This is a genomic window from Parabacteroides sp. AM58-2XD (assembly GCF_003463685.1).
Taxonomy (GTDB): Bacteria; Bacteroidota; Bacteroidia; order Bacteroidales; family Tannerellaceae; genus Parabacteroides; species Parabacteroides segnis.
On sequence record NZ_QSDP01000051.1, the window covers coordinates 1 to 20097 of the forward strand.

A 20097-nucleotide genomic window follows, 5' to 3' on the forward strand; every position below is an offset into this window, starting at 1 on the left:
AATAGTAACAAAAAAACGAAGAAATCGCTTTGCGGTGGGCTTCATGTGCAAAGGTAACAAAAGACTCTCTAACCATAAAAGCAAAACTGGCGAAAAGAAGAATACTGTTTTTCTTTTCGCCAGCATATATAATTTGCTGTCAATAGAAATTTAGTTTTAGTCCGTTTTGGATATATAGACAAAAACACAAACTAAACTTGTGTTTATAATAACTTTTTCAACTTATCTATGACATATCTTCCAATGCAGAGAACTTTGAATGATTTAGGCAACAGATATTTGGATGTTTTAATTAGAATGTCCCTTTTTTACACCTAATATCTATCTAAGAAATCTTACTTTTGTTTGATAATTAAAACAGAATGGAGAAAATTCAAGTAATACAACCTACCAAATTGCTCGCTCCTTATATAAAGCAATATTGGTTTTTAAGGATAGATGATGTAAAGCAAGGCTTTCAACGTTCTATCCCGGCAGGTTGTGTAGCACTTGTTTTTCATAAAGGGAACAAAATTATTTCTTCTTTTCATAAGGGAACGCAGCCACATTACAAATAGGGTAAATTTCAATAATGGATTGTTTTGATGAAAAAAACTCTTCAATATTTAGACTTACTGACATAGGGCTGTCATAGAAGACGCTATCTTTGTATCAAAAAGTATTCAACTTAATATTATAGAATATGAAAAGATTATTTTTATGCTCATCATTTGCTGATGTTGCTAATCTATTTGTCGATTGTGCCAAAGAAGATTTGCAAGGGAAAATTATAGCTTTTATACCAACTGCAAGCCTTACAGAACCAATACGATTCTATGTAAAAAAGGGGAAAAAGGCTTTAGAAGAAGCAGGAATGATTGTTGAAGAAGTCGAGATTACCCAACTGCCCAAAGAGGAAATATCTTCTATATTACATAAATGCGATTATATCTACATAACAGGTGGAAATACATTTTTCCTTTTGCAAGAGTTAAAAAGAAAAGGTGTTGATAAAATTATATCTAAACAAGTGAAATTGGGTAAACTGTATATTGGGGAATCTGCCGGAGCAATAATAGCCTCTCCCGATGCAGAATATATGAGAAGTGTGAATTTTGATCCAATAGAAAAGGCTCCTGAATTGAAAGACTGTACTTCTTTAGATTTGGTCGATTTTTATACGATTCCCCATTATGGAAATTTTCCATTCAAGAAAAAAGGTGAAAAGATAGTTCAACTATATAATGAGAAGTTGCAGCTTATTCCTATAAGTAATAAACAAGCTGTTATTATTGAAGATTCAAATATTCAAATTAAAGATGCAAAATGAATAGAATAGACCGTATTTCTGCTATATTGATTCAGTTACAATCGCACTCGTTAGTGAAAGCACAGCAAATTTCAGAACGTTTTAATATAAGCATTCGCACTGTATATCGAGATATAAGAACATTGGAAGAGGCAGGCATTCCTATCATAGGAAATCCCGGTATTGGTTATTCACTTGCAGAAGGATTCAAATTATCTCCTCTAATGTTTACTCAAAAAGAGGCTTTGTCCTTTTTGATTGCAGAGAAATTAGTACATGAACTAACTGATTCAAATAGCAACGAACATTATAAGTCTGGAATAGAAAAGATTAGGTCTGTCATGCGTTTTGCAGACAAAAATATGTTAGAAACAATGGAAAAGTGCATGTCTGTATTGGATACTTATAAATCATCTACCTATAAACCTGATATTCTTTTACTTATTTTACAAAGTATATACCAAAAAAGAATTATTGAAATATCTTATTTGGGAAGTAATGCGTTAAGTGTTTCAGAACGAAAGATTGAAGCTGTTGGAATTTTCTTTTCGAGAACTAACTGGTATCTAATAGGCTTTTATCTTCCCAAAGAAATCTATCTTACATTTCGGATAGATAGAATTCAAAAAATGCACATTCTTAATGAATTACAATCACGGGAGCATCCTCCTTTGGAAAAATTCATACGCGAGTTTTATGATAAAGAAAAATTACATGAAATCGTTATAAGAATAGAAAAGAATAAAACCTCCATAATGAATGATGATAAATATTATTACGGATTAACATCTGAGAAAGAGATAGGGGATATGTTTGAACTTCATTTTCTAACATTTTCAATCAGTAAGTTTGCACATTGGTATCTGTCTTTTGCAGATAGTGCAACTATAATAAGACCAGATTCTTTAAAATATGAAGTTAAAAATATTATCAATAACATTTCTATTTGATTGCTGTCAAATAGTATTTTTAATCGACTCAATGAAAAAAATATTCGACCAAAGATTTTTCCGCTTATTGTCGGAATGCTCACAACGTAAAGTGTCTGCATCTGAATTTGCAGAAGCTATCGAAGAATTGGCGACCCATGTAGCCAATTTTAGTATCAATGAGCAGGATTACAACGTTTTACTACGTTATTTTTCCTTTGGTTTGCACCGTCTTAAATCGTATCGTGTACGGTTTGAGCAAGAAAAAAATGCCCCATCTGCATCTAATTGATGAAGCGATAGGACTTTTGAACACTGAAATACGCCTTATCGAGTGGCGCATCAAATACCCGGAACAGCTACAGCAACGTATCAACAAACAGCCCCTTTCCCCTCTCTATCTCGCAGACAAGACAACCCTTATCAACATCATGGAAATGGTAAGCGGTCTGTTCCTCTCCAAAAACATCGTGTATCAGAACGGCAAGCCCGCCTACTTGGTGGACTTGGCGAAAGCCTTTGAATGGCTGTTCAACATCAAGATAGGCGACTGTTACCAAAAACATGAGGACGTGATAAAACGAAAGCCGGGCAAACTGACCGGGTTTCTTAATGGATTGGTAGAACTTATCAAAAAGGAACATGACAAGAAAGGATATAGATAATCAGTGACTTATGATTTATTTATAGGGGATTCCATTAGTTCCCCCGTAATTTCTTTGCGCCTATTTTTTGAACTTTGCTTCATCAATTGATTGACAGACAAGAATGTATAATCAGAAAAATGAAGCAATCATGTATATAGACAATGACGATTTCAGCGTATGGATGCAGAAGCTGTACGCCAAGCTGGAAGAACTCTGCAAGGATGTACGGGTACTACGCAATGCGGACAAGGTACTACCCGAAGATGACAACCTATTGGATAATCAAGACTTGTGTTTATTATTCAAAGTAAGTATCAAAACTCTGCAACGCTACCGGGCTATCGGTGCGCTGCCTTACTTCACTATCAGCGGAAAAGTGTATTACAAGGCTTCCGATGTCCGGGAGTTTATTAAAGAACGGTTCAGCGTCACCACGCTACGCCAGTTCGAGAAAGAACACTGTACGAAGAAAAAGAAGTGAATCTGAAAAGCCGGAACGGTGAATGTACTTCATCTGTTCCGACTTTCCCCGTTTATGGCTTACCCAACTTATCGGCTTCTTTCTTTAGCTGTTCGGCTTGCTCATTCAACAGCCTTGCACGTTCCAGTGCTTCCGCCTGCTTTTGGATGCGATATTCAAAATCCATCACTGAATCGGTCAAACTTCGGATAAAACCGTTATCCCGTTGCCACTTGAACTTGTTTTCCAGCATATCAAAAGTTTCCCCGTCTGCCTGTCCTTGCATCAGCAAATAGCGGTATTTCATATCGTTGTCCTGCAACTGCTGCATACGTTCAGCCAAACGGACATTCAAGAATATGGAAACGGAACAGACGACCAGCACTGCCGAAAAAACAAACAATCCCGGACGAATCCAAGAAGCGACCTTGTTGTAAATCCGTTGATAGAACGGTAAGGGCGTAGCTTCCTCTTTATCCGTCTTGCAAGAGCCCAAAGTATCAATCATTACCTTGAAACAACGGTAGGTTTCCAATGTTATTTTCTTGGTGTCCTCTATGTTCTTCTGCTGACCTTGCATCCTGCTCCTTATGTCGTCAAGTTGGCTTTGAATAACCCGCAACTTTTCTTCGGGAACAGCCGAATTACTGTGCAGTTCCGACAACGCTTGTTCGATTGCTCCCAGCCGTTCGAGAGTTTCCTCCCGACTGGCTGGCGTTGCCTGTGCTTCCTGCTTCTCTTTCAGTTCCGTAACCATAGAGAGAAGCCCCTCTAAAATCAAATTATCTTCCATGTCTTTACTGTTTAAGTTGTTTTTTCTTTTTCTTCTTCTTTCTCAAATTAAAATTAGGTTCTTCATCCACTGGGGGAGAAGAAGCAGAAAACAGACCGAGTGAACCTGTTATCAACGGACTGTCAGCCTTGTCCGGTGCAGGTGCTTGTTCCCGAACGGGTGCGAAAGTTGTTTGCCGTTGGCTTTCGGCAACATTCATTCCTGCATCCCCGAAACATTTATCCAGTTTGGAAAAACTGAAACTGCGGTCTATCTCCGACCCCTTGAACGTGTATTCGCCTTTGGAAAAGGATATGCCCTGTATCTCGTCAGTCTGTCCCTTTCGTTTGAACTGGATAGTGATACCCTTTTCCGCTAACCTGTGCTGCAACTGCTGCCAGTTACGGGATTTGCCGATTTCATTTTTCACAGCCGTGTAAATCTCGTATTTTGATTTGTCCGGCTCTTTCAATCGGTGCTGCTTCACCTGCTCTTTTCCCTCGGCGAAATAAAGCCCGTGTTTGGCTTTCAGCTTCTTGCATACCTGTTCGTTACGATACATGTCGTTCCTGTCCGAAATGGTCTTGCCGTTATTGTCTATGCGGTTGAACACGATATGCACATGTGGGTGTTCCCGGTCTTGATGGCGCACGATGATATACTGCGTATCGGTGATTTTCATTTCACGCATATACTCCTGCGCAAGCTGTACCATCTTCCCATCTGTCAATTTGGGCGCATCCACTGCCGAATAACTCAACGCAATATGTCCGACAGGCTTTTTCAAGTCGGGATTCATCCCGGTCTGCATACAGAAGCTGTGGATTATATCTCCCCGGCTTTCAGTCAGAACCCCGTCCGCATGAAGCAAAACCGCCTGCTCCTTGCCAAGCACATAGTTCACACAGCCCTTAAACCCGCTTCCTTTTTTTATTTTTCCAATCATCTGACAAATGGTTTATGATTTCAATAATCCGGTTTTTGAGCTTCACCAGTTCCACCGCCACCAGTGCGAAACCTCCGGCATTCGCCCGGTGCGCCAACTGGTTGATGTTGTTGGCTTCCCCTGCCAGTTTGCGGATGGTGTCCGCATCCTGCCTGTTCAGCCGGGGTATGACCTCTACCGAAACAACCGCCTGCCTTACATACTCACTGACACGTAACCCAGCTTCCCCGGCTCGCTTTCTGATGGCGTAATACTGCAACTCGGTCAGTTTCGTACTGACAACCCGTTGCTGCTTCTCTATCCGTTTCTTTGCCGGACGTCCCCCCGGCTTATCCTTTATATTCGTCATAGGTTTTTACATTTAAATGGTATCTTAAAAATTGCGACCAACGGGAGAAATTTTCTTTGCGGTGAGCAAAGCAAGGTAGTTTCGGTTTACCGAAACATAACCTTGCTCTCCAAATAAACCGCCAGCCGTTGGTAGTCCTGCCGGATTAAATGCCCCTGCCTCTCTTTTGTCTTGGGGCGGCACGTTGTCCGGTTTCCTGCTTCGTTTCCTGCACTTGGCTGGCTGCGTTTTTCTGTTCCTGCTTCCTGCCGCACAGATAATCGTTCAAGTCCGAATATCCCCTATAATTGTGCGAGAAGTCACGCACACGGTAGGGGTATTCCAATTCGATAGCCCGTGTCGCTTCATATCCAGCCTTGTCATTGTCAAGCATACAGTGGATGCGTTCATACGGGTACAGCACGTCAATGGCTTTCGACACATTGGCGGTAGAGTTAAGAATGGCATAATCCTGCCTGTCAAGGTCGGGTATGGTCGGACAGTTCCTCATGCGGAGCGTAAGGAAAGAGAGGTAGTCCATGAAACCCTCGAACACCAAACACTTCTCCCTCGGCTCTCCCTGCTGCCGTATATGGGTGATGTCTTTCGGGGCGATGCAGCCTTTGAAAAAGGAATTGCGAACCTCGTAACCTCCTGCCATGTTCGGGAAACCGATAGCAAAGAACGGTCTGCCATTATTGGTAAAATGGAGTTCCTTACATTCTCTTTTTGCCAGTTCGACATTGATACCCCGTCCCTGCAAGTAACGGAGCAATGCCGGATGGGTAAGGTCACGGACTTCCAAATGCTGGAAGCTCGGTTCTGTCCTACGCTGGGGAAAAGAAAAACTGACCGGACGGACGTGCGGTGTCTGTTCCGCTATCCGGTTTAAAAGGTATGGCAGGCTGTCGGAACAATAGAGTTCCTTTGCCAGTGCGATGATGTTACCGCCCTTGCCTGCGCCAAAGTCATACCAAAGGTTGCGGTCAGTGTTCACCTTGAAAGACGGTTCGTGTTCCTCCCTTAACGGTGATTTGTACCATAAACCGTTACCCTGCTGCTTGACAGGAGAGTAACCTAAACTGTGCAGATAGTCTGCGATGGGTATTTGTTTCACATCTTCGATGTTCATAACATTTTCTTTTTTGGGGATAAAAAAAATAGTTGAAAAGTGCGCCAGTCCTGTTTAGTCCGTTATATATACACCCGTACCATACTAAACCTGCCTGTTCCGATACAGGGAAATAGTAAGTCCGTTCCTCTTGTATATACACCCGGACTAAACCAAACTGACTTTTAATAATGGAAATCGGGATTATAGCGGTAGCCCTTGCCCTCTTTCACAATCATGCGCTTGTTCACAAGAAACTTGTTAAGCGACACAAGAACATTGCGTCCACGCTCGTAACCGATACTCGCATAACCCTGTTTCAATGCCGCTATGACATTGGAATAGCCTTGTACCACCTGCTTGCCGAAACCGTTCTCCAACGCTTCCCGGTGTTGCCGTTCAGTCAGTTCCGCAAGCGAAAAGTTCCTGTCCTGCTTAGGTTGTTGGAATACATAATCATCCACGATTTCGGGTAAAGCGTTGTCATTGATACGGAATGCGAACGGGTCAAATTCCCGGTCACGTATGTGCATCGCCTTTACCTCGCTTATGTTGCCGTCCTGCTGGCTTTTCGTGATTTGCAGGACGGTTTCAGCCTTGTTGTTCAGTTCCGTACCGATATGCCCCCTTGTGTTGTCATCCCCCTTATTCAAATGCAGTACAGTGTGGATATGCAGGTTATATCCGCTTGACCAGCGCATCAAGAGGTTGATTAGGTCGGTTGATTCGCTGGGGCTGTTGATGTCATACATCAAGTCACGGATTCCGTCAATGATGAGCAACCCCACATCGGGCATATTTTCAAGCATATAGCCGATAATCTGTTTCCGCTTGTCGGGGGTCTGCTCCCTTAGCACGATGAAAACAAAATCGTCCCTGTCCTTGTCGGTAGGCAGTCCGGCAAGTCGCAAAATACGCTCCATGACCTTATGGCAATGGTATTTGCTCTGCTCGGTATCTACATAGAGGATTTTCCGCTTGTTCGGTGGCAGATATGCCGAATACTTCAGTACCTCGTCATTCTTCAACGCTGCCGCAACGATGGCGGAAATGTTGAATGTCTTTTTGCTCTTGGCTTTTCCTGTGGATGCGCTGAAATTACCCAGCGTGCCAATGGTAGAGCCGTTCACCCAGAGTATTTCGGGCGGCACTTCGTAAGTGTCCGTCACCTTTAGATGGATGGTTTTCCAAAGGGCTGCAAAATCCTCTTTCTGCATGGTGACATCCTGCCCGGCTTCTGTCGCTTTTCTATTTTCCATAGCCGCTATTTCTTTAAGGGACGGTTAAGGATATATTTCTGCGCTTCCTGCTCTATCTGCGCCTGCGTCTTCACCGGGTTCTGACGCAACCACGCTTCTAATTCCGCTTTCTCAAAATAAAGCATTTTGCCCTGCGGCTTGTAATGGGGTATCAAGTTACCCGAAGTCAGCTTGTACAGGTAACTTTTTGAAAGGTTCAAGAACTTGCTCGCTTCATCAAAACTAAGCACATTCTTTGAAAGGAACACTAAATTTTCGAGTTCTGCAACTCGCTTCTCAATACTTGTTTCCATATAACAAAAGTATTTGCGTTAGACAATATGGAGTGCATGCCCTCCAGTTTCTTGTAATCGATTACGGGGGCAAAAGTATTGAGGAATAGCTTGATAGTGGATTAAGCTATGTTTGAGGTATTAACCTATTCTTAAAGTTTTTTCAGTTGTTTGATATAATTGCTGATGGTTACATAATCTTTTTCATGTTCCACCCCTTTTACATAATTGGCGGCTGTGGCTAAATCACCTTGATTCAGATATTTATCTTTCTTTATATTCTTCGTAACAAACAACTTATTCTTTGCTATAACAGATTGCCAGTTAGGTGTTATCAAACCACGATTGCTTAATTCCGAAAAAAGAAAAGCTACCTGCCTGTTGTTATTAGACCTAAATATAACTTTTGGCTTACAGGAAAGTATTGCTTTCAAATCTTCAAAAGTCATAGGAGCATTGAAAATTTCCACTTCATTGATACAATCCACCAACAATGCTATTTGTCTGTCGTTTAAAATAGACTTAAACGGATTTTCTGTTTCAGCAATATGGGAGATAATTTTAGGCTCTTGGCATTTATCTTGAATTGGTTGCGGCTCTTTCTGTTGTGGCTGCATTTCCGCTTGCACCTTACTTTCTTTCTTTTTTCGCAAGTACGCAGAATATTTTTCCAATACAACAGTTTTAACTATTACAGAAAAATAAGGCAGTTCTTCATCATAAACCGTATTATCTTGCTCATACCGGGAATAATCAAATGAAAGAGGATTAAACGACATGTATTTTCTTTTCTCATCGGATTTCAAGGATTCATAAAAACCGCTTTCCCAAAAGAAATCAGATACAGAATAAAAATATTGAATATCATTCAACACAGAATAACGAATATATAACTGCACCAACTCATCAGTGGTACGAACATATTCTTGCTGTTCCAGTTTATCAGCCTGTTCTGCGTCGAAATATAAGGACTTAGAGGCAATATTATCTATCATAACTTGGCTGGCATGATTGATACAGCGATTGAATATACCTTGTATATGGTCGAATTTTATTTTCAGTTCTTCTTCTGTCATAATAATCTATGTTTCAGTTAGTAGAAACAAAGATATATTTTTCCGGCTAAACAAAGACAAAAAAAGAAAGAAAGTACGGTAACTGTGATATAACCATACTTTCTTTTTAAATCAGTCCGTCAAATTCGGTATCAAACTTATAGCTTCTTCTTTTTTCTTATCGACAATCTTCGCATAAATTTGAGTTGTGGCAATATTTTTATGTCCTAACAATTTGCTAACTGTGTACAAGTCAGCCCCCAATGTAAGCATCATGGTAGCATGGGTATGCCGGCTTACGTGAAACGAGATATGCTTAATAATCCCTGCGTCTTTCGCCCATTTTTGAAGTATTTTATTTATAGTTCCCTCATGCGTCAAAGGAAAAATCAAATCATCGCCTTTTGCTTCATTTTGTTGCGGCAACCACTTTAACGCTTCATCGGATATAGGCAGATAAAGCGGTTCTTTTGTTTTCTGCATCTTTATTTCAATTCTTATTCTTTCACCGCTTTTCTGCAAATCGTTCCACTTCAATTTTCTTATATCGCTTACACGCAGCCCACACAAACAACTGAAAAGAAAGGCTTGTTTCATTATCTCATACTTGCACTCTGTCCCGATAAGCCGCTTCAATTCCTCTATTGTCAAATACTCCCTGCGGCTGACTTCCGCTTTTACCTTACTGGCAAAATCAAACTCTTTCGTTGGATTGACCGTAATAATCCCCTCTTTATAGGCTCTATTTATAGCGGTACGCAGCACCCCATAGTAAGCAATAACGGAATTATTACTTAATACACCCCCAGCCTTTAACAAACCAAACTTGCTTGCTTTCTTCGCTTGTTTCAAGAAATCCACAAAGCTATTTAAGAAGTCCTTATCTATATCACGAAAAGCTATGTAATCCCCTCTGAACAACTTTAGTTCACGGATGGTATTACCAACAGTCTTTTCATAGTTCAAGCTGCCACGTTCTTTAGATTGGCTTCTCATGTTCATTAAATAATCAATCACATTCGCTTTTGACTTGTTGGTGTTCTGAAAACCGTGTGCATCATTTTGTAACTCCACTATCCTCTTACTCTGAATCGCTTTTGCAAGAGCCAATGTAGCTTCGTTCTTCGCCTTATCCTCCCTCGTTTTTTCGGGTATAAGGTACAACTTCAAAAATTCATATTGCCGTTTACCGCCAACATAATTTTCTTTTCTAATAACATCACCTGTATAATAGTCCAAATAAATAGACTGGTTGCCATTGGCAAGCTGCTTGAATCTAATCCTTACAGGTTCTTTCAATTTAACTTCTTGTTTTTTCTTCGCCATAATTATGTTCTTATTTTGTTACCGATACAAATATAGCGATTTGTTTTGTTACTCCAATGAATACGGGTAACAAAATAGTAACAAAATAAAGGCATTTATTAGACTAAACAAGAAAACAAGGAAAATAAAGGAAATTACACTCAATAAACATAAAATACTAAATACCAATATCTTATATTTAATATTTTATCTCATTTTTTCTCTTTTTCCACAACTGACAGCTGTTGATGATGTTCTGCCACAACACATAAGAACCCGGACCGACCGAAGAAACCGGGTCGAGATAAGTATAAGACATCCAGATGGCGAGCACCGTATTCTTTTGTCCCAGGGCCTGACCGGCACTGATACGATCTTTATAAATAGTTCCGATCCGTTTTCCGAGAAAGAATTGCAGGGCGCAAGTAATAAAACCAGCCAATGCGATCAATATCTCGACCTCTACCGGAATCGTACTATGGGCAAGCGATTTCACGGTCTGAGCCGTTACGATGGCCAGCGCCATCCCCCACATATAAAAAGCCAGGTCATGGAAACCTAACAAAAAATGATGTATCTTCGGAAGGCAATACCGGAAAAACAATGCCAGAAAAAACGGGAAAAGCAACAACGGAAACACTTTACTCAAAATCTTCAGAAAAGCGGTGAAGAAAGTAACGTCCGTATGAGGCTCGACCAAAGGAAAGATCAATGGCACAGCTACCGCCGCCAGAATATTCGATAACAGGGTATAAGTAGTCAGACTGGAGGCACTCCCGCCCAACTTACCCGTAATAACTGCCGCCGCTGTCGCCGTCGGACAGATCAGGCAAACCATCGCTGCCTCAAAAACCTCCCGATAGGAACCTCCCATAGGAACAAAAATCAACAGGGCAGCCAGGGCACATGAAGAAACAATCTGAAACAGCAACAACCATCCGTGCCACGGAGACGGCATCAACTCCCGCCAATCCACTTTACAAAAAGTAAGTAATAACTGACCAAAAATCAAGAAAGGAGTAAGATACGCAACAAGCGTATTCATAAACGGTTTTGTCGGCTCCAGAAAGGTGAAGTTGGCAAACATCAAATAACCTAATACACCGGTCAGCATTGCAACAGGCAATGTCCAGTTCTTCAGAAAGTTCAACATGAGACCTATCTTTATATTTTCGGTGCAAAGATATACATTATATCATATCAGAAGTACTCTTTTTTTCAACAAATCCCCCATCTGACGTTTTAACACCTGTGCATTTAATGGCTTGGAAGCATAAGCATCGAAACCACTGTTCATGATCCGGTCTTCATCTGAAGCAAAAGCATAAGCCGTCACGGCAATAATTGGAACTTCAGGAGAGATTTTACGAATTTCTTCAGTGGCTTCGTACCCGTTCATTTCCGGCATATTGATGTCCATAAGAATAATATGAGGCCGATGTTTTCTGAACAGTTCAATGGCCTCTTTACCGTTCCAGGCATGAACAATCGTATAATCCTGTTTCAGGATAGATTCGAACAGTTTGAAATTCCCGGCATTGTCTTCGGCTATAAGTACCTTCAGGTTTTCTTTTTCTATCCGTTTTTTCTCGAAGTTACCTTCTTCCCGTTCTTGCATAACGGCAGGTTCATAAGGAAAAGTAAACCAGAACGTTGTTCCCTTTCCTTCCTCCGATTCAAGCCACATTTCACCCCCCAAATGTTCAACAATCATCCGACAAATAGAAAGTCCCAGCCCTGTTCCCTGGGCAAAAGCATTCAATTTGACAAAACGTTCGAATATGCTTTTTTGTTTCTCCGGCGGGATACCACATCCCGTATCAGCCACATAAATGCTCAACATATTGTTACTTTGAATGAAGTATCCGAAACGGATGCTACCTTCTTCCGTAAACTTGATGGCGTTGGTTATTAGGTTTATAATAACTTGCATAAACCGGTTCTTCACTATAGAAACGAAACAGTCCCCTTGTTTTTGTTCGAAAATCAATTTTACATTATTCGTTATACGGCTCTGCATCGACATTTCCAATTCGCGAAGTATGCCATTTATGTTGGCATCCGAATAAACAAAATCCAACGTACCGGCCTCTATCTTCGATAAATCCAGAATATCATTAATAAGTTGCAACAACAAGGTATTATTGTTTTCAATAATCTGAACATATTCTTCCTTCTCGTCCACATCATCCGCCATAGCAAGGATATTGGAAAAGCCGACAATTGCATTCAACGGAGTACGTATTTCATGACTCATATTGGCTAAGAATGCAGATTTCAGCCTGTTGGATTCTTCCGCTTTATTCTTGGCTTCCATCAATTCTGATTCTGCTTTCTTACGATCGGTAATAGTCATCAGGGAACCTATCAGAGCTATCGGCTTTCCATCGTCATCTCTTTTTTCTATTGTGGCATAAGTCTCAACCCATTCCAGTTCATGCACTCCCTTTTCCGGATGATAAATGCGATATTCTTCTTTTACTTTATCGACGTGTCCCTGTATAAGTGCTTCATAGGCCTTTTCCACTTTTCCCCGGTCCTCCTTGTATATCTTCGCAAAATATTGGTCAGCCGGAACTGTCAGCTGATTTTCATCGAACAACCCAGAGAAACTCGCACTCACTGCCGTATTCACATCGCAAAGGATAGTCTGCCGGACCAAATCCCATTTCCAGGGAATAACATTTGCCACATTCAGGGACATGGATAACTTTTTATTTACAGTGCGCAATACCTGCTGTGTCTTAACCACCTCCGTTACGTCTGACATGAAGATATCGATACAATCCGATGTGCAGGATGAAATTATCAGAACATTCAAATAACGGTCGGACGGTTCATGGTAATATTGAACACTAATCTTCTTGTTCTGCATTAAAACAAAAGAGCAGGTCTGCATATACTGTGTCAGACGGGAATGAGACAATTCCGAGCCTTTCTTGTTGATGAAAACTTCTTTCTTATCGAATAGATGTTCAAATTCAGGATTAACTTCGATAATCATATAATCGGTAGCTTTACCTTCCTTATATAATATACGCTGTTTCATATAAGAAATAGGCATACTGTTAATCAACCGGCTATAATTTTTCATAAAAGCGATTTCTTTTGCCTGGAATGTCCGTTGCCTGTTCAAGGATTTAATCCGGAAACATAGAAACGCAATAAAGACAAAAAGGCCCCCACTGCCTGCAAAAACATGAGTATGATATTGCTCCCAGAATGTCGGAGGCTTCATATAAAGAAGGGTACCGGAAGATAAATCAGAATCCGGAATATGCTTTTGTTCCAGAATGGGATAATTCAACACAGGGCATGGCCGCCCGGGAGTAATAATGGCATGCATTCTTTCCCCTTTCAGTATATTAGTGACTGCCGTAACCAACATGCTGGAGATATTAGCTGCCGGATAGAAAAAACCTCCAACCATTCCATTTTCTACAATATCCATGTCATTCAAGGTAAAGATCGGAACATCCGTGTAAGAACTAAGCATCCGGTAAGTATCGGAACTGATAATCGTACGATTTCCCTGCTGGTTCAAAAGAATCCATGAATAATATAAAATACACGTCCGCTTATCCACATTTCCCAATATCGTTATAAGTTTATCCGTACTGGTCTCTCCGGCAGTGATCAGTTCCAGTTTGACATCCGGGAAATCACTTTCCATGACCTGTTGGACGAAACTCTTATTCTGCGCACTGACATAACGCTTATCAGCCAGGAATACGAGCCGGTTCATATCAGGTTTCAGTTTCTTCATCAGCGCAATGGTTTCAGAAATATATCCAGGAACATGCAGAATAGTCAGATTATGGAATGTTTTTACCATCTCCGAAAATTTAACCTGCAAATCTTCCGGACAAGCTTCTTTAGACAAATAATATTCACGGGGAGCTATAAAATCATTCTCTGCACAAACCAGAAACGGAATATCTTTACCCCAGCGGTGTTTTAATTCATCTCGCAGTAACGCATAAGAACTATTACCTAATAAAATAACCAAAGAGGGAGGAGCTTCTGTATATTTCTGAGATAAATAAGTTATAAAATTTTCGACATCAGCCTCTGTTTTCATCAACATTACATCCATGTTTTCAGTATAGACTGTCCATTTCTCATTACCAATAGCCATTTGTTCATAGATCGGCGCTGTGAAAATACGGCTCCAGGGAGTAGACTCTGTATAAGAGTTGATAATGAGTACATACTTGTTTTCCCCTTCATTCTGAGAAGCCATAGAATGAAAAGATGTCATTATTAAAAAAATTATTATTAAGAAATAATTTTTCAGGCAATATCTGTATTTCATACTTGTATTATTTTAGCCCTTACGTCAAAATAGATTGAGAATCAAAAGATGTTTCTCAATTTTTTTTCAAAGATAAGAAAAATAATACACCAGATATGTTTTTTAGATTTATATCCATCAAATATTGGTATTTGCACAATCCCTCAATATCAAGGTCTCTCATTTTAGTATCTTCTTAATAAAAAAGAGCTTCATCCTATGACGAACGAGGCTCTCTTTTATTAATCCTTATGATCGGAAATCTTATTTTCTGAACGGAGCTTTCACCACCAGGGCTTTCAAGTTTCTGTTACGTACTTTCACAAAGAATTCTGAGCCGGCTTTTGCATATTCGGGCTTCACATATCCCATACCGATACCTTTCTTCAACACCGGCGACATCGTTCCGGATGTTACAACACCGATGACCTGATCCTCAGCATCCACGATTTCATAACCATGGCGGGGAATACCCTTGTCTACCAACTCAAACGCACACAACTTACGGGTAACACCTTCTTTCTTCTGGCGTTCCAGTTCTGCACGGTTTGTAAATTCTTTCCCGTCCGCAAACTTAGTGATCCAACCCAATCCGGCTTCGATCGGAGAAGTCGTATCATCCAGATCATTGCCATACAGGCAGAATCCCATTTCCAGGCGAAGTGTGTCGCGGGCACCTAAACCAATCGGCTTGATACCTTCCGGTTTGCCGGCTTCAAAGATTGCATTCCAGATAGTCATTGCATCATCCGGATAGAAATACAATTCGAAACCACCTGCACCGGTATAACCCGTATTGGAAATGATTACATTCTTACAACCGGCAAACTCTCCGGTCACAAAAGAATAATAAGGAATAGACGAAAGATCGACCGGAGTCAGGCGTTGCAGCACTTCAGTTGCTTTCGGTCCCTGGATAGCCAGCTGGGCAGTACGGTCGGAAGAATTTTCAAGCTCTGCTCCCACTGTGTTGTGACTGACACACCAATCCCAGTCTTTTGCAATATTTCCTGCATTTACGACCAACAGATATTTTTCCGGTTCATAGTGATAAACCAGCAGGTCATCCACAATACCACCTTTATCATTCGGGAAGCAAGTATATTGCGCCTTGCCCAAAGGCAAAACAGATGCATCATTGGAAGTGATACCCTGGATAAAAGCCAGCGCATTCGGGCCTTTTACCCAAAACTCTCCCATATGAGATACATCGAATACACCTACACCATTCACAACGGTCATGTGTTCATCGATTATGCCGGTATATTCGATCGGCATATTATAACCTGCAAATTCATGCATTTTTGCTCCCAATGCGATATGTACATCGGTAAACGGAGTCGTTTTCATGTTATTATTACGTTTAAGATTTTTGAGCCAGAAGCTCGGTTATTTTTATAATTGTTTGCATACTCTTTTCCAATGAGTTGACCGGAAGGAACTCATAACGTCCGTGGAAGTTCAACCCGCCGGCAAATATATTCGGGCAGGGTAATCCCATAAATGACAAACGGGCGCCATCCGTTCCGCCGCGAATCGGTTTAACCAGCGGTTTAACACCGGCAGCTTCCATTGCCTCAAAGGCCAGGTCTACGATATACTTTTTCGGCTCAACCACTTCACGCATATTATAATATTGGTCGCGAAGTTCCAGCGTCGTACTGCCCGGATGGATTTCGTTCATACGTTTTACCCACATCTTCAACTGTGCTTTCTTTTCTTCGAACAAAGTGCGCACATGGTCGCGGATGATATAGGACAAAGAGGCTTCCTCTACCGTACCCGACATATTGGTCAGATGATAGAAACCTTCGTACCCCTGCGTATGTTCCGGACGTTGTGAAGCCGGCAGCCACGAAGCGAACTCGATAGCCAGCAACGAAGCATTCAACATCTTGTTCTTCGCATAACCCGGATGAACGTTCAGGCCTTTAAAAGTTATTTTGGCTACTGCCGCATTGAAGTTTTCATATTCCAGTTCGCCGATCTGTCCGCCGTCGATCGTATAAGCCCATTCACAGCCGAATTTCTCCACGTCAAAATGGTTGGCCCCTTCCCCGATCTCCTCGTCCGGGGTAAAACCGATACGTATCTTGCCATGTTCGATTTCCGGGTGATCCTTCAGATATTTCATAGCAGCGATGATGGCTGCCACACCGCCTTTATCGTCGGCTCCCAGCAAGGTCTTACCGTTGGTTACGATAATATCCTGGTCTTTATAATCATTCAGTTCAGGAAACATCTGGGGAGAAAGAACTACATTCTCTTCAGCGCACAAGACGATATCTCCGCCTTTATAATTTACAATCCGTGGAGTCACATCTTTTCCCGACATATCCGGACTGGTATCCAGATGAGCGATAAAGCCGATAGCCGGAATCTTCTTACCGGTATTTGCCGGAAGTGTTGCCATCAGATAACTGTTTTCATCCAGCGTAATGTCTTCCAGACCGATTTCTTCCAGTTCCTTTACCAATTCTTCTGCAAACACCCGCTGTCCCGGAGTACTTGGTGTCGTCCCGGTCTCTTCACTCGATTGTGTTTCAAACGTTACATACTTTAAAAATCTATCTAATACTGTCATAAGGTATACTTTTATATTTAAAGCATAAAAGTAGGTAAAGAGCGACGAATAACAAAATAATAAAGAGAAATAATTACCCAACGATTGTTTTGTAATTATTTCTCTTTTTATCAGATATGAACTATCCGATTATTGACCGGTTGTACCTGGCTCCCCTCTTAAAAACAGCCATTGCCATTATAACAATGTGTACAAACACATTCCTTCGGCAGGCCGATCGAAGCGATCAGGTCTTCTACTGTATTGAATTTAAGTGTAGTGATATTCAGCTGCTCACGGATACGTTCCACCAACATATTATATTGCTCGGTACCTGTTGTAGCATATTTATCCAGATCTTTTGCATCATCCCCTTCCAGTTCCTTGACAATCCGGCGGGCAATCAGCTCCAGGTGGGACTTGGATGCAGAGAAACCGACAAACGGACAAGCATGCAGGATGGGAGGACATCCGATTCTCATATGCACCTCTTTCGCTCCATATCCATATAATATATTTACATTATCGCGAAGCTGTGTTCCGCGAACAATCGAATCGTCACAGAAAATCACCCGTTTCCCTTTCAGAAGGGCACGGTTCGGGATCAGTTTCATTTTAGCAACCAGGTCACGCACAGACTGATTGGCCGGGGTAAAGCTACGAGGCCATGTCGGCGTATATTTAACGATAGCACGACGGTAAGGAATCCCTTTACCTTCAGCATATCCCAACGCCATACCAATACCGGAGTCAGGGATACCCGATACGAAATCAGCATCCACCTCATCCTTCTTCGCCATAGCCATACCACTCGCATAGCGGGATGCATCCACATTCACCCCTTCATATTCAGAGACCGGATAACCATAGTACACCCATAAGAAAGAACAAACCTGCATTTTCTTATTCGGCTTACGCAACTGCGTCATCTTGTCTGCCGTAAGCATAACCACTTCGCCCGGTCCTACATTATAATCTATTTCATATCCCAGATTCGGGAAGCTACAAGGTTCGCTTGATGCTGCATAGGCACCATCTTTCTTACCGATCAGCACCGGGGTACGTCCCCATTTGTCGCGGGCGGCAATAATGCCCTCCTCAGTCAGAATAAGCATCGAGCAGGAACCTTTTATCTTTTCAAAAACAATTTCCACACCTTCAACAAACGTCTTACCCTGAGAGATCAGTAATGAAATCAATTCAGTCTGATTGATCTGGCCGGAACTCATTTCAGAAAAGTGACACCCTTTATCCAGCAGTTCAACCTGAAGTTCCTCCAGATTGTTCACCTTTGCTACGGTCACAACAGCATATTTACCTAAGTGAGAGTTAATAAAGATTGGTTGAGGATCTGTATCGCTGATGATACCTATACCTGAATTTCCCTGGAATTTCTCCAGTTCACTTTCAAAACGAGTACGGAAATAAGAATTTTCCAGATTATGGATAGAGCGTTTGAAGACGCCTTCGTGTAGGGTTGCCATACCGCCTCTGCGGGTTCCCAGGTGAGAATTGTAGTCTGTGCCGTAAAATAAGTCAGTTGCACAAGACGATTTAGAAATAGTTCCGAAAAAACCACCCATTGTTCTTAGTGTTTTTGATTTTTGAATTAGGGTACAAATGTACAAGAATATTTAGACTATGCCAATACTGCAAAGTATTCTGTCAAAAAAATCCTATGATTGTTTTAAGTTCGGATAATCGCCCGATCAAAACAGTTAGTGCACTATCAAAATGATAGTAGTATACCATGTAAATCGGATTAATATACCGGGTAAAATAAAATACCCAACCGGGTAATATTTTTTAACGTATCTATTTTTAAGCAGGAAACAGAAAAGAGAAGCAAATTGTCAAAATAGAAAATCATTAAAAAGTCAACGGCTCGATGATAAAAAGTCACATTCCCGGAAGAGAGAATTTGGTTATACATTTTTTAACCATATTGAAAAGAAAAGGTTTACAGCCACTTAGAAACAAATATCACCTGTAATGCATAAAAACGCTTGCATTGTAAAAAATAATATCTACTTTTGCACCCGGGTAAGTCCTACACGGCATGCTCCCTCGGAATCCCCCAGGGCTTGACCGCAGCAAGGGTACTTGGTTGTAGCGGCGCGATGTAGTAAGCTTACCCACCTGCCTCTTTAGCTCAGTTGGCCAGAGCACGTGATTTGTAATCTCGGGGTCGTTGGTTCGAATCCGACAAGAGGCTCAGAAATGAGGAAGTTTATTCAGTTAAACTTCCTCTTTTTATTGTTATACATTGCATATTATAACAAAAGGATTAATTTTGCTGATAGAAACTTTAAAACAGCAGCACAAATGGAAGAAAATAAAGGTCTACTATTAAAAAGCGCGATGACTTATGGTTTAGCCATGGGAATTTTCTGGGTGATCAAGTACCTGTTCTTTATTTTCAGCAATACGGTTCCTGCCCTAAACATTATATATATAGTGCTTACACTGACAGTACCGTTCATCGCCTATTATCTGACAAAACGATACAAACAGGACATCGGCGGAAAGATCAGTTTCTTTCATGCCTGGCGCTTCGGCACAATGCTTTACTTTTTTGCCGCATTGATCGTCGCCCTCGAACATTTCGTGTTCTTCCAGTTTATCGCTCCGGTCGATTTTCTGGCAAACTCCGTGAACCAAATGATCGAAGTACTGAAAGACTCACAGGTAAGCACCGAAGTCATGGAAGCAATCGGAAAAACCAATTTCACCCCTATCCATATGGCTATTCAGGGTGTTTTCAATAATATATTTTATGGTATTATACTTTCGATACCGGTAGCAGCCATTCTGTGCAGGAACAATGAAACCGGTGCGATCAGACAAGAACAATAAGGAGAAACAATA

At 41.2% G+C, this 20097-nt stretch carries 20 protein-coding genes and 1 tRNA gene; 8 read left to right on the top strand and 13 right to left on the bottom strand.

Annotated features, from left to right (window positions below; translation table 11 throughout):
* The first annotated feature begins 362 nt into the window (after positions 1-362).
* The 6 genes from DXA15_RS28010 (at position 363) to DXA15_RS13490 (ending at position 3345) form a co-directional block, all read left to right on the top strand.
* Complete coding sequence (locus DXA15_RS28010) at positions 363-557, top strand: DUF6597 domain-containing transcriptional factor (RefSeq protein ID WP_049702064.1); 195 nt, start codon at positions 363-365, stop codon at positions 555-557.
* 125 nt (positions 558-682) lie between these two features.
* Positions 683-1309 (top strand): Type 1 glutamine amidotransferase-like domain-containing protein, encoded by a 627-nt coding sequence (locus DXA15_RS13470; protein WP_004315354.1) that lies wholly within the window; start codon positions 683-685, stop codon positions 1307-1309.
* On the top strand, positions 1306-2238 hold the full coding sequence (locus DXA15_RS13475) for a YafY family protein (RefSeq protein ID WP_004315355.1): 933 nt from the start codon (positions 1306-1308) through the stop codon (positions 2236-2238). Before DXA15_RS13470 ends, DXA15_RS13475 begins: the two co-directional genes overlap by 4 nt.
* 31 nt (positions 2239-2269) lie before the next feature.
* Positions 2270-2509 carry a hypothetical protein gene (locus DXA15_RS26545; RefSeq protein ID WP_004315356.1) on the top strand — a complete coding sequence of 80 codons (240 nt, stop codon included), beginning with the start codon at positions 2270-2272 and terminating at the stop codon, positions 2507-2509.
* Positions 2463-2882: an RteC domain-containing protein gene (locus DXA15_RS13485; RefSeq protein ID WP_008770715.1), complete on the top strand. Its 420-nt coding sequence runs from the start codon at positions 2463-2465 to the stop codon at positions 2880-2882. Before DXA15_RS26545 ends, DXA15_RS13485 begins: the two co-directional genes overlap by 47 nt.
* A gap of 130 nt (positions 2883-3012) precedes the next feature.
* A complete protein-coding gene (locus tag DXA15_RS13490) occupies positions 3013-3345 on the top strand; it encodes a helix-turn-helix domain-containing protein (protein WP_008997282.1) in 333 nt (110 codons plus the stop codon).
* A gap of 52 nt (positions 3346-3397) precedes the next feature.
* Here the strand turns inward: DXA15_RS13490 and DXA15_RS13495 are convergent, their stop codons facing one another.
* The 13 genes from DXA15_RS13495 to DXA15_RS13555 form a co-directional block, all read right to left on the bottom strand.
* The gene (locus DXA15_RS13495; protein ID WP_004315359.1) at positions 3398-4117 is read right to left on the bottom strand and encodes a hypothetical protein; all 720 of its coding nucleotides are present in this window, start codon (positions 4115-4117) and stop codon (positions 3398-3400) included.
* Between the two features lie 4 nt (positions 4118-4121).
* On the bottom strand, positions 4122-5042 hold the full coding sequence (locus DXA15_RS13500; protein WP_049702061.1) for a relaxase/mobilization nuclease domain-containing protein: 921 nt from the start codon (positions 5040-5042) through the stop codon (positions 4122-4124).
* Positions 5008-5391 carry a MobC family plasmid mobilization relaxosome protein gene (locus DXA15_RS13505; protein ID WP_128134371.1) on the bottom strand — a complete coding sequence of 128 codons (384 nt, stop codon included), beginning with the start codon at positions 5389-5391 and terminating at the stop codon, positions 5008-5010. Before DXA15_RS13505 ends, DXA15_RS13500 begins: the two co-directional genes overlap by 35 nt.
* Before the next feature lie 145 nt (positions 5392-5536).
* The gene (locus tag DXA15_RS13510; protein WP_049702059.1) at positions 5537-6502 is read right to left on the bottom strand and encodes a toprim domain-containing protein; all 966 of its coding nucleotides are present in this window, start codon (positions 6500-6502) and stop codon (positions 5537-5539) included.
* Positions 6503-6666: 164 nt separating this feature from the next.
* Positions 6667-7740: an AAA family ATPase gene (locus DXA15_RS13515; protein ID WP_049702058.1), complete on the bottom strand. Its 1074-nt coding sequence runs from the start codon at positions 7738-7740 to the stop codon at positions 6667-6669.
* Positions 7741-7745: 5 nt separating this feature from the next.
* Entirely contained in the window at positions 7746-8033 is a 288-nt protein-coding gene (locus DXA15_RS13520) for a helix-turn-helix domain-containing protein (protein ID WP_005802192.1), read from the bottom strand.
* Between the two features lie 131 nt (positions 8034-8164).
* The gene (locus DXA15_RS13525) at positions 8165-9088 is read right to left on the bottom strand and encodes a hypothetical protein (RefSeq protein WP_049702057.1); all 924 of its coding nucleotides are present in this window, start codon (positions 9086-9088) and stop codon (positions 8165-8167) included.
* A 111-nt stretch (positions 9089-9199) separates the two neighbouring features.
* Positions 9200-10393: a site-specific integrase gene (locus tag DXA15_RS13530; RefSeq protein ID WP_128134372.1), complete on the bottom strand. Its 1194-nt coding sequence runs from the start codon at positions 10391-10393 to the stop codon at positions 9200-9202.
* Between the two features lie 178 nt (positions 10394-10571).
* Positions 10572-11525: a transporter gene (locus DXA15_RS13535; protein ID WP_128134373.1), complete on the bottom strand. Its 954-nt coding sequence runs from the start codon at positions 11523-11525 to the stop codon at positions 10572-10574.
* Positions 11526-11567: 42 nt separating this feature from the next.
* A complete protein-coding gene (locus DXA15_RS13540) occupies positions 11568-14633 on the bottom strand; it encodes an ATP-binding protein (RefSeq protein WP_233567267.1) in 3066 nt (1021 codons plus the stop codon).
* Between the two features lie 297 nt (positions 14634-14930).
* The gene (gene gcvT / locus DXA15_RS13545) at positions 14931-16016 is read right to left on the bottom strand and encodes a glycine cleavage system aminomethyltransferase GcvT (protein WP_128134375.1); all 1086 of its coding nucleotides are present in this window, start codon (positions 16014-16016) and stop codon (positions 14931-14933) included.
* Positions 16017-16029: 13 nt separating this feature from the next.
* Positions 16030-17250, bottom strand: coding sequence for a peptidase T (pepT, locus tag DXA15_RS13550; protein WP_128134376.1), 1221 nt, complete (start codon positions 17248-17250; stop codon positions 16030-16032).
* Between the two features lie 158 nt (positions 17251-17408).
* Positions 17409-18812 (bottom strand): amidophosphoribosyltransferase, encoded by a 1404-nt coding sequence (locus DXA15_RS13555; RefSeq protein ID WP_128134377.1) that lies wholly within the window; start codon positions 18810-18812, stop codon positions 17409-17411.
* A 558-nt stretch (positions 18813-19370) separates the two neighbouring features.
* Between DXA15_RS13555 and DXA15_RS13560 the strand changes: the two genes are divergently transcribed.
* Both DXA15_RS13560 and DXA15_RS13565 read left to right on the top strand, forming a co-directional pair.
* Positions 19371-19444: transfer RNA gene (locus DXA15_RS13560), tRNA-Thr, on the top strand.
* Between the two features lie 110 nt (positions 19445-19554).
* Positions 19555-20085 carry a DUF4199 domain-containing protein gene (locus DXA15_RS13565; RefSeq protein ID WP_128134378.1) on the top strand — a complete coding sequence of 177 codons (531 nt, stop codon included), beginning with the start codon at positions 19555-19557 and terminating at the stop codon, positions 20083-20085.
* Positions 20086-20097 lie beyond the last annotated feature (12 nt).

What these genes read in the sequence shown, in the direction of transcription:
- DXA15_RS13565 (WP_128134378.1), top strand. Translation starts at nt 19,555, where the DNA reads ATGGAAGAAAATAAAGGTCTACTATTAAAAAGCGCGATGACTTATGGT.
- DXA15_RS13505 (WP_128134371.1), bottom strand. Translation starts at nt 5,391, where the DNA reads ATGACGAATATAAAGGATAAGCCGGGGGGACGTCCGGCAAAGAAACGG.
- DXA15_RS13515 (WP_049702058.1), bottom strand. Translation starts at nt 7,740, where the DNA reads ATGGAAAATAGAAAAGCGACAGAAGCCGGGCAGGATGTCACCATGCAG.
- pepT (WP_128134376.1), bottom strand. Translation starts at nt 17,250, where the DNA reads ATGACAGTATTAGATAGATTTTTAAAGTATGTAACGTTTGAAACACAA.
- gcvT (WP_128134375.1), bottom strand. Translation starts at nt 16,016, where the DNA reads ATGAAAACGACTCCGTTTACCGATGTACATATCGCATTGGGAGCAAAA.
- DXA15_RS13530 (WP_128134372.1), bottom strand. Translation starts at nt 10,393, where the DNA reads ATGGCGAAGAAAAAACAAGAAGTTAAATTGAAAGAACCTGTAAGGATT.
- DXA15_RS13525 (WP_049702057.1), bottom strand. Translation starts at nt 9,088, where the DNA reads ATGACAGAAGAAGAACTGAAAATAAAATTCGACCATATACAAGGTATA.
- DXA15_RS28010 (WP_049702064.1), top strand. Translation starts at nt 363, where the DNA reads ATGGAGAAAATTCAAGTAATACAACCTACCAAATTGCTCGCTCCTTAT.
- DXA15_RS13500 (WP_049702061.1), bottom strand. Translation starts at nt 5,042, where the DNA reads ATGATTGGAAAAATAAAAAAAGGAAGCGGGTTTAAGGGCTGTGTGAAC.
- DXA15_RS13540 (WP_233567267.1), bottom strand. Translation starts at nt 14,633, where the DNA reads ATGACATCTTTTCATTCTATGGCTTCTCAGAATGAAGGGGAAAACAAG.
- DXA15_RS13470 (WP_004315354.1), top strand. Translation starts at nt 683, where the DNA reads ATGAAAAGATTATTTTTATGCTCATCATTTGCTGATGTTGCTAATCTA.
- DXA15_RS13555 (WP_128134377.1), bottom strand. Translation starts at nt 18,812, where the DNA reads ATGGGTGGTTTTTTCGGAACTATTTCTAAATCGTCTTGTGCAACTGAC.
- DXA15_RS13520 (WP_005802192.1), bottom strand. Translation starts at nt 8,033, where the DNA reads ATGGAAACAAGTATTGAGAAGCGAGTTGCAGAACTCGAAAATTTAGTG.
- DXA15_RS26545 (WP_004315356.1), top strand. Translation starts at nt 2,270, where the DNA reads ATGAAAAAAATATTCGACCAAAGATTTTTCCGCTTATTGTCGGAATGC.
- DXA15_RS13495 (WP_004315359.1), bottom strand. Translation starts at nt 4,117, where the DNA reads ATGGAAGATAATTTGATTTTAGAGGGGCTTCTCTCTATGGTTACGGAA.
- DXA15_RS13535 (WP_128134373.1), bottom strand. Translation starts at nt 11,525, where the DNA reads ATGTTGAACTTTCTGAAGAACTGGACATTGCCTGTTGCAATGCTGACC.
- DXA15_RS13490 (WP_008997282.1), top strand. Translation starts at nt 3,013, where the DNA reads ATGTATATAGACAATGACGATTTCAGCGTATGGATGCAGAAGCTGTAC.
- DXA15_RS13475 (WP_004315355.1), top strand. Translation starts at nt 1,306, where the DNA reads ATGAATAGAATAGACCGTATTTCTGCTATATTGATTCAGTTACAATCG.
- DXA15_RS13510 (WP_049702059.1), bottom strand. Translation starts at nt 6,502, where the DNA reads ATGAACATCGAAGATGTGAAACAAATACCCATCGCAGACTATCTGCAC.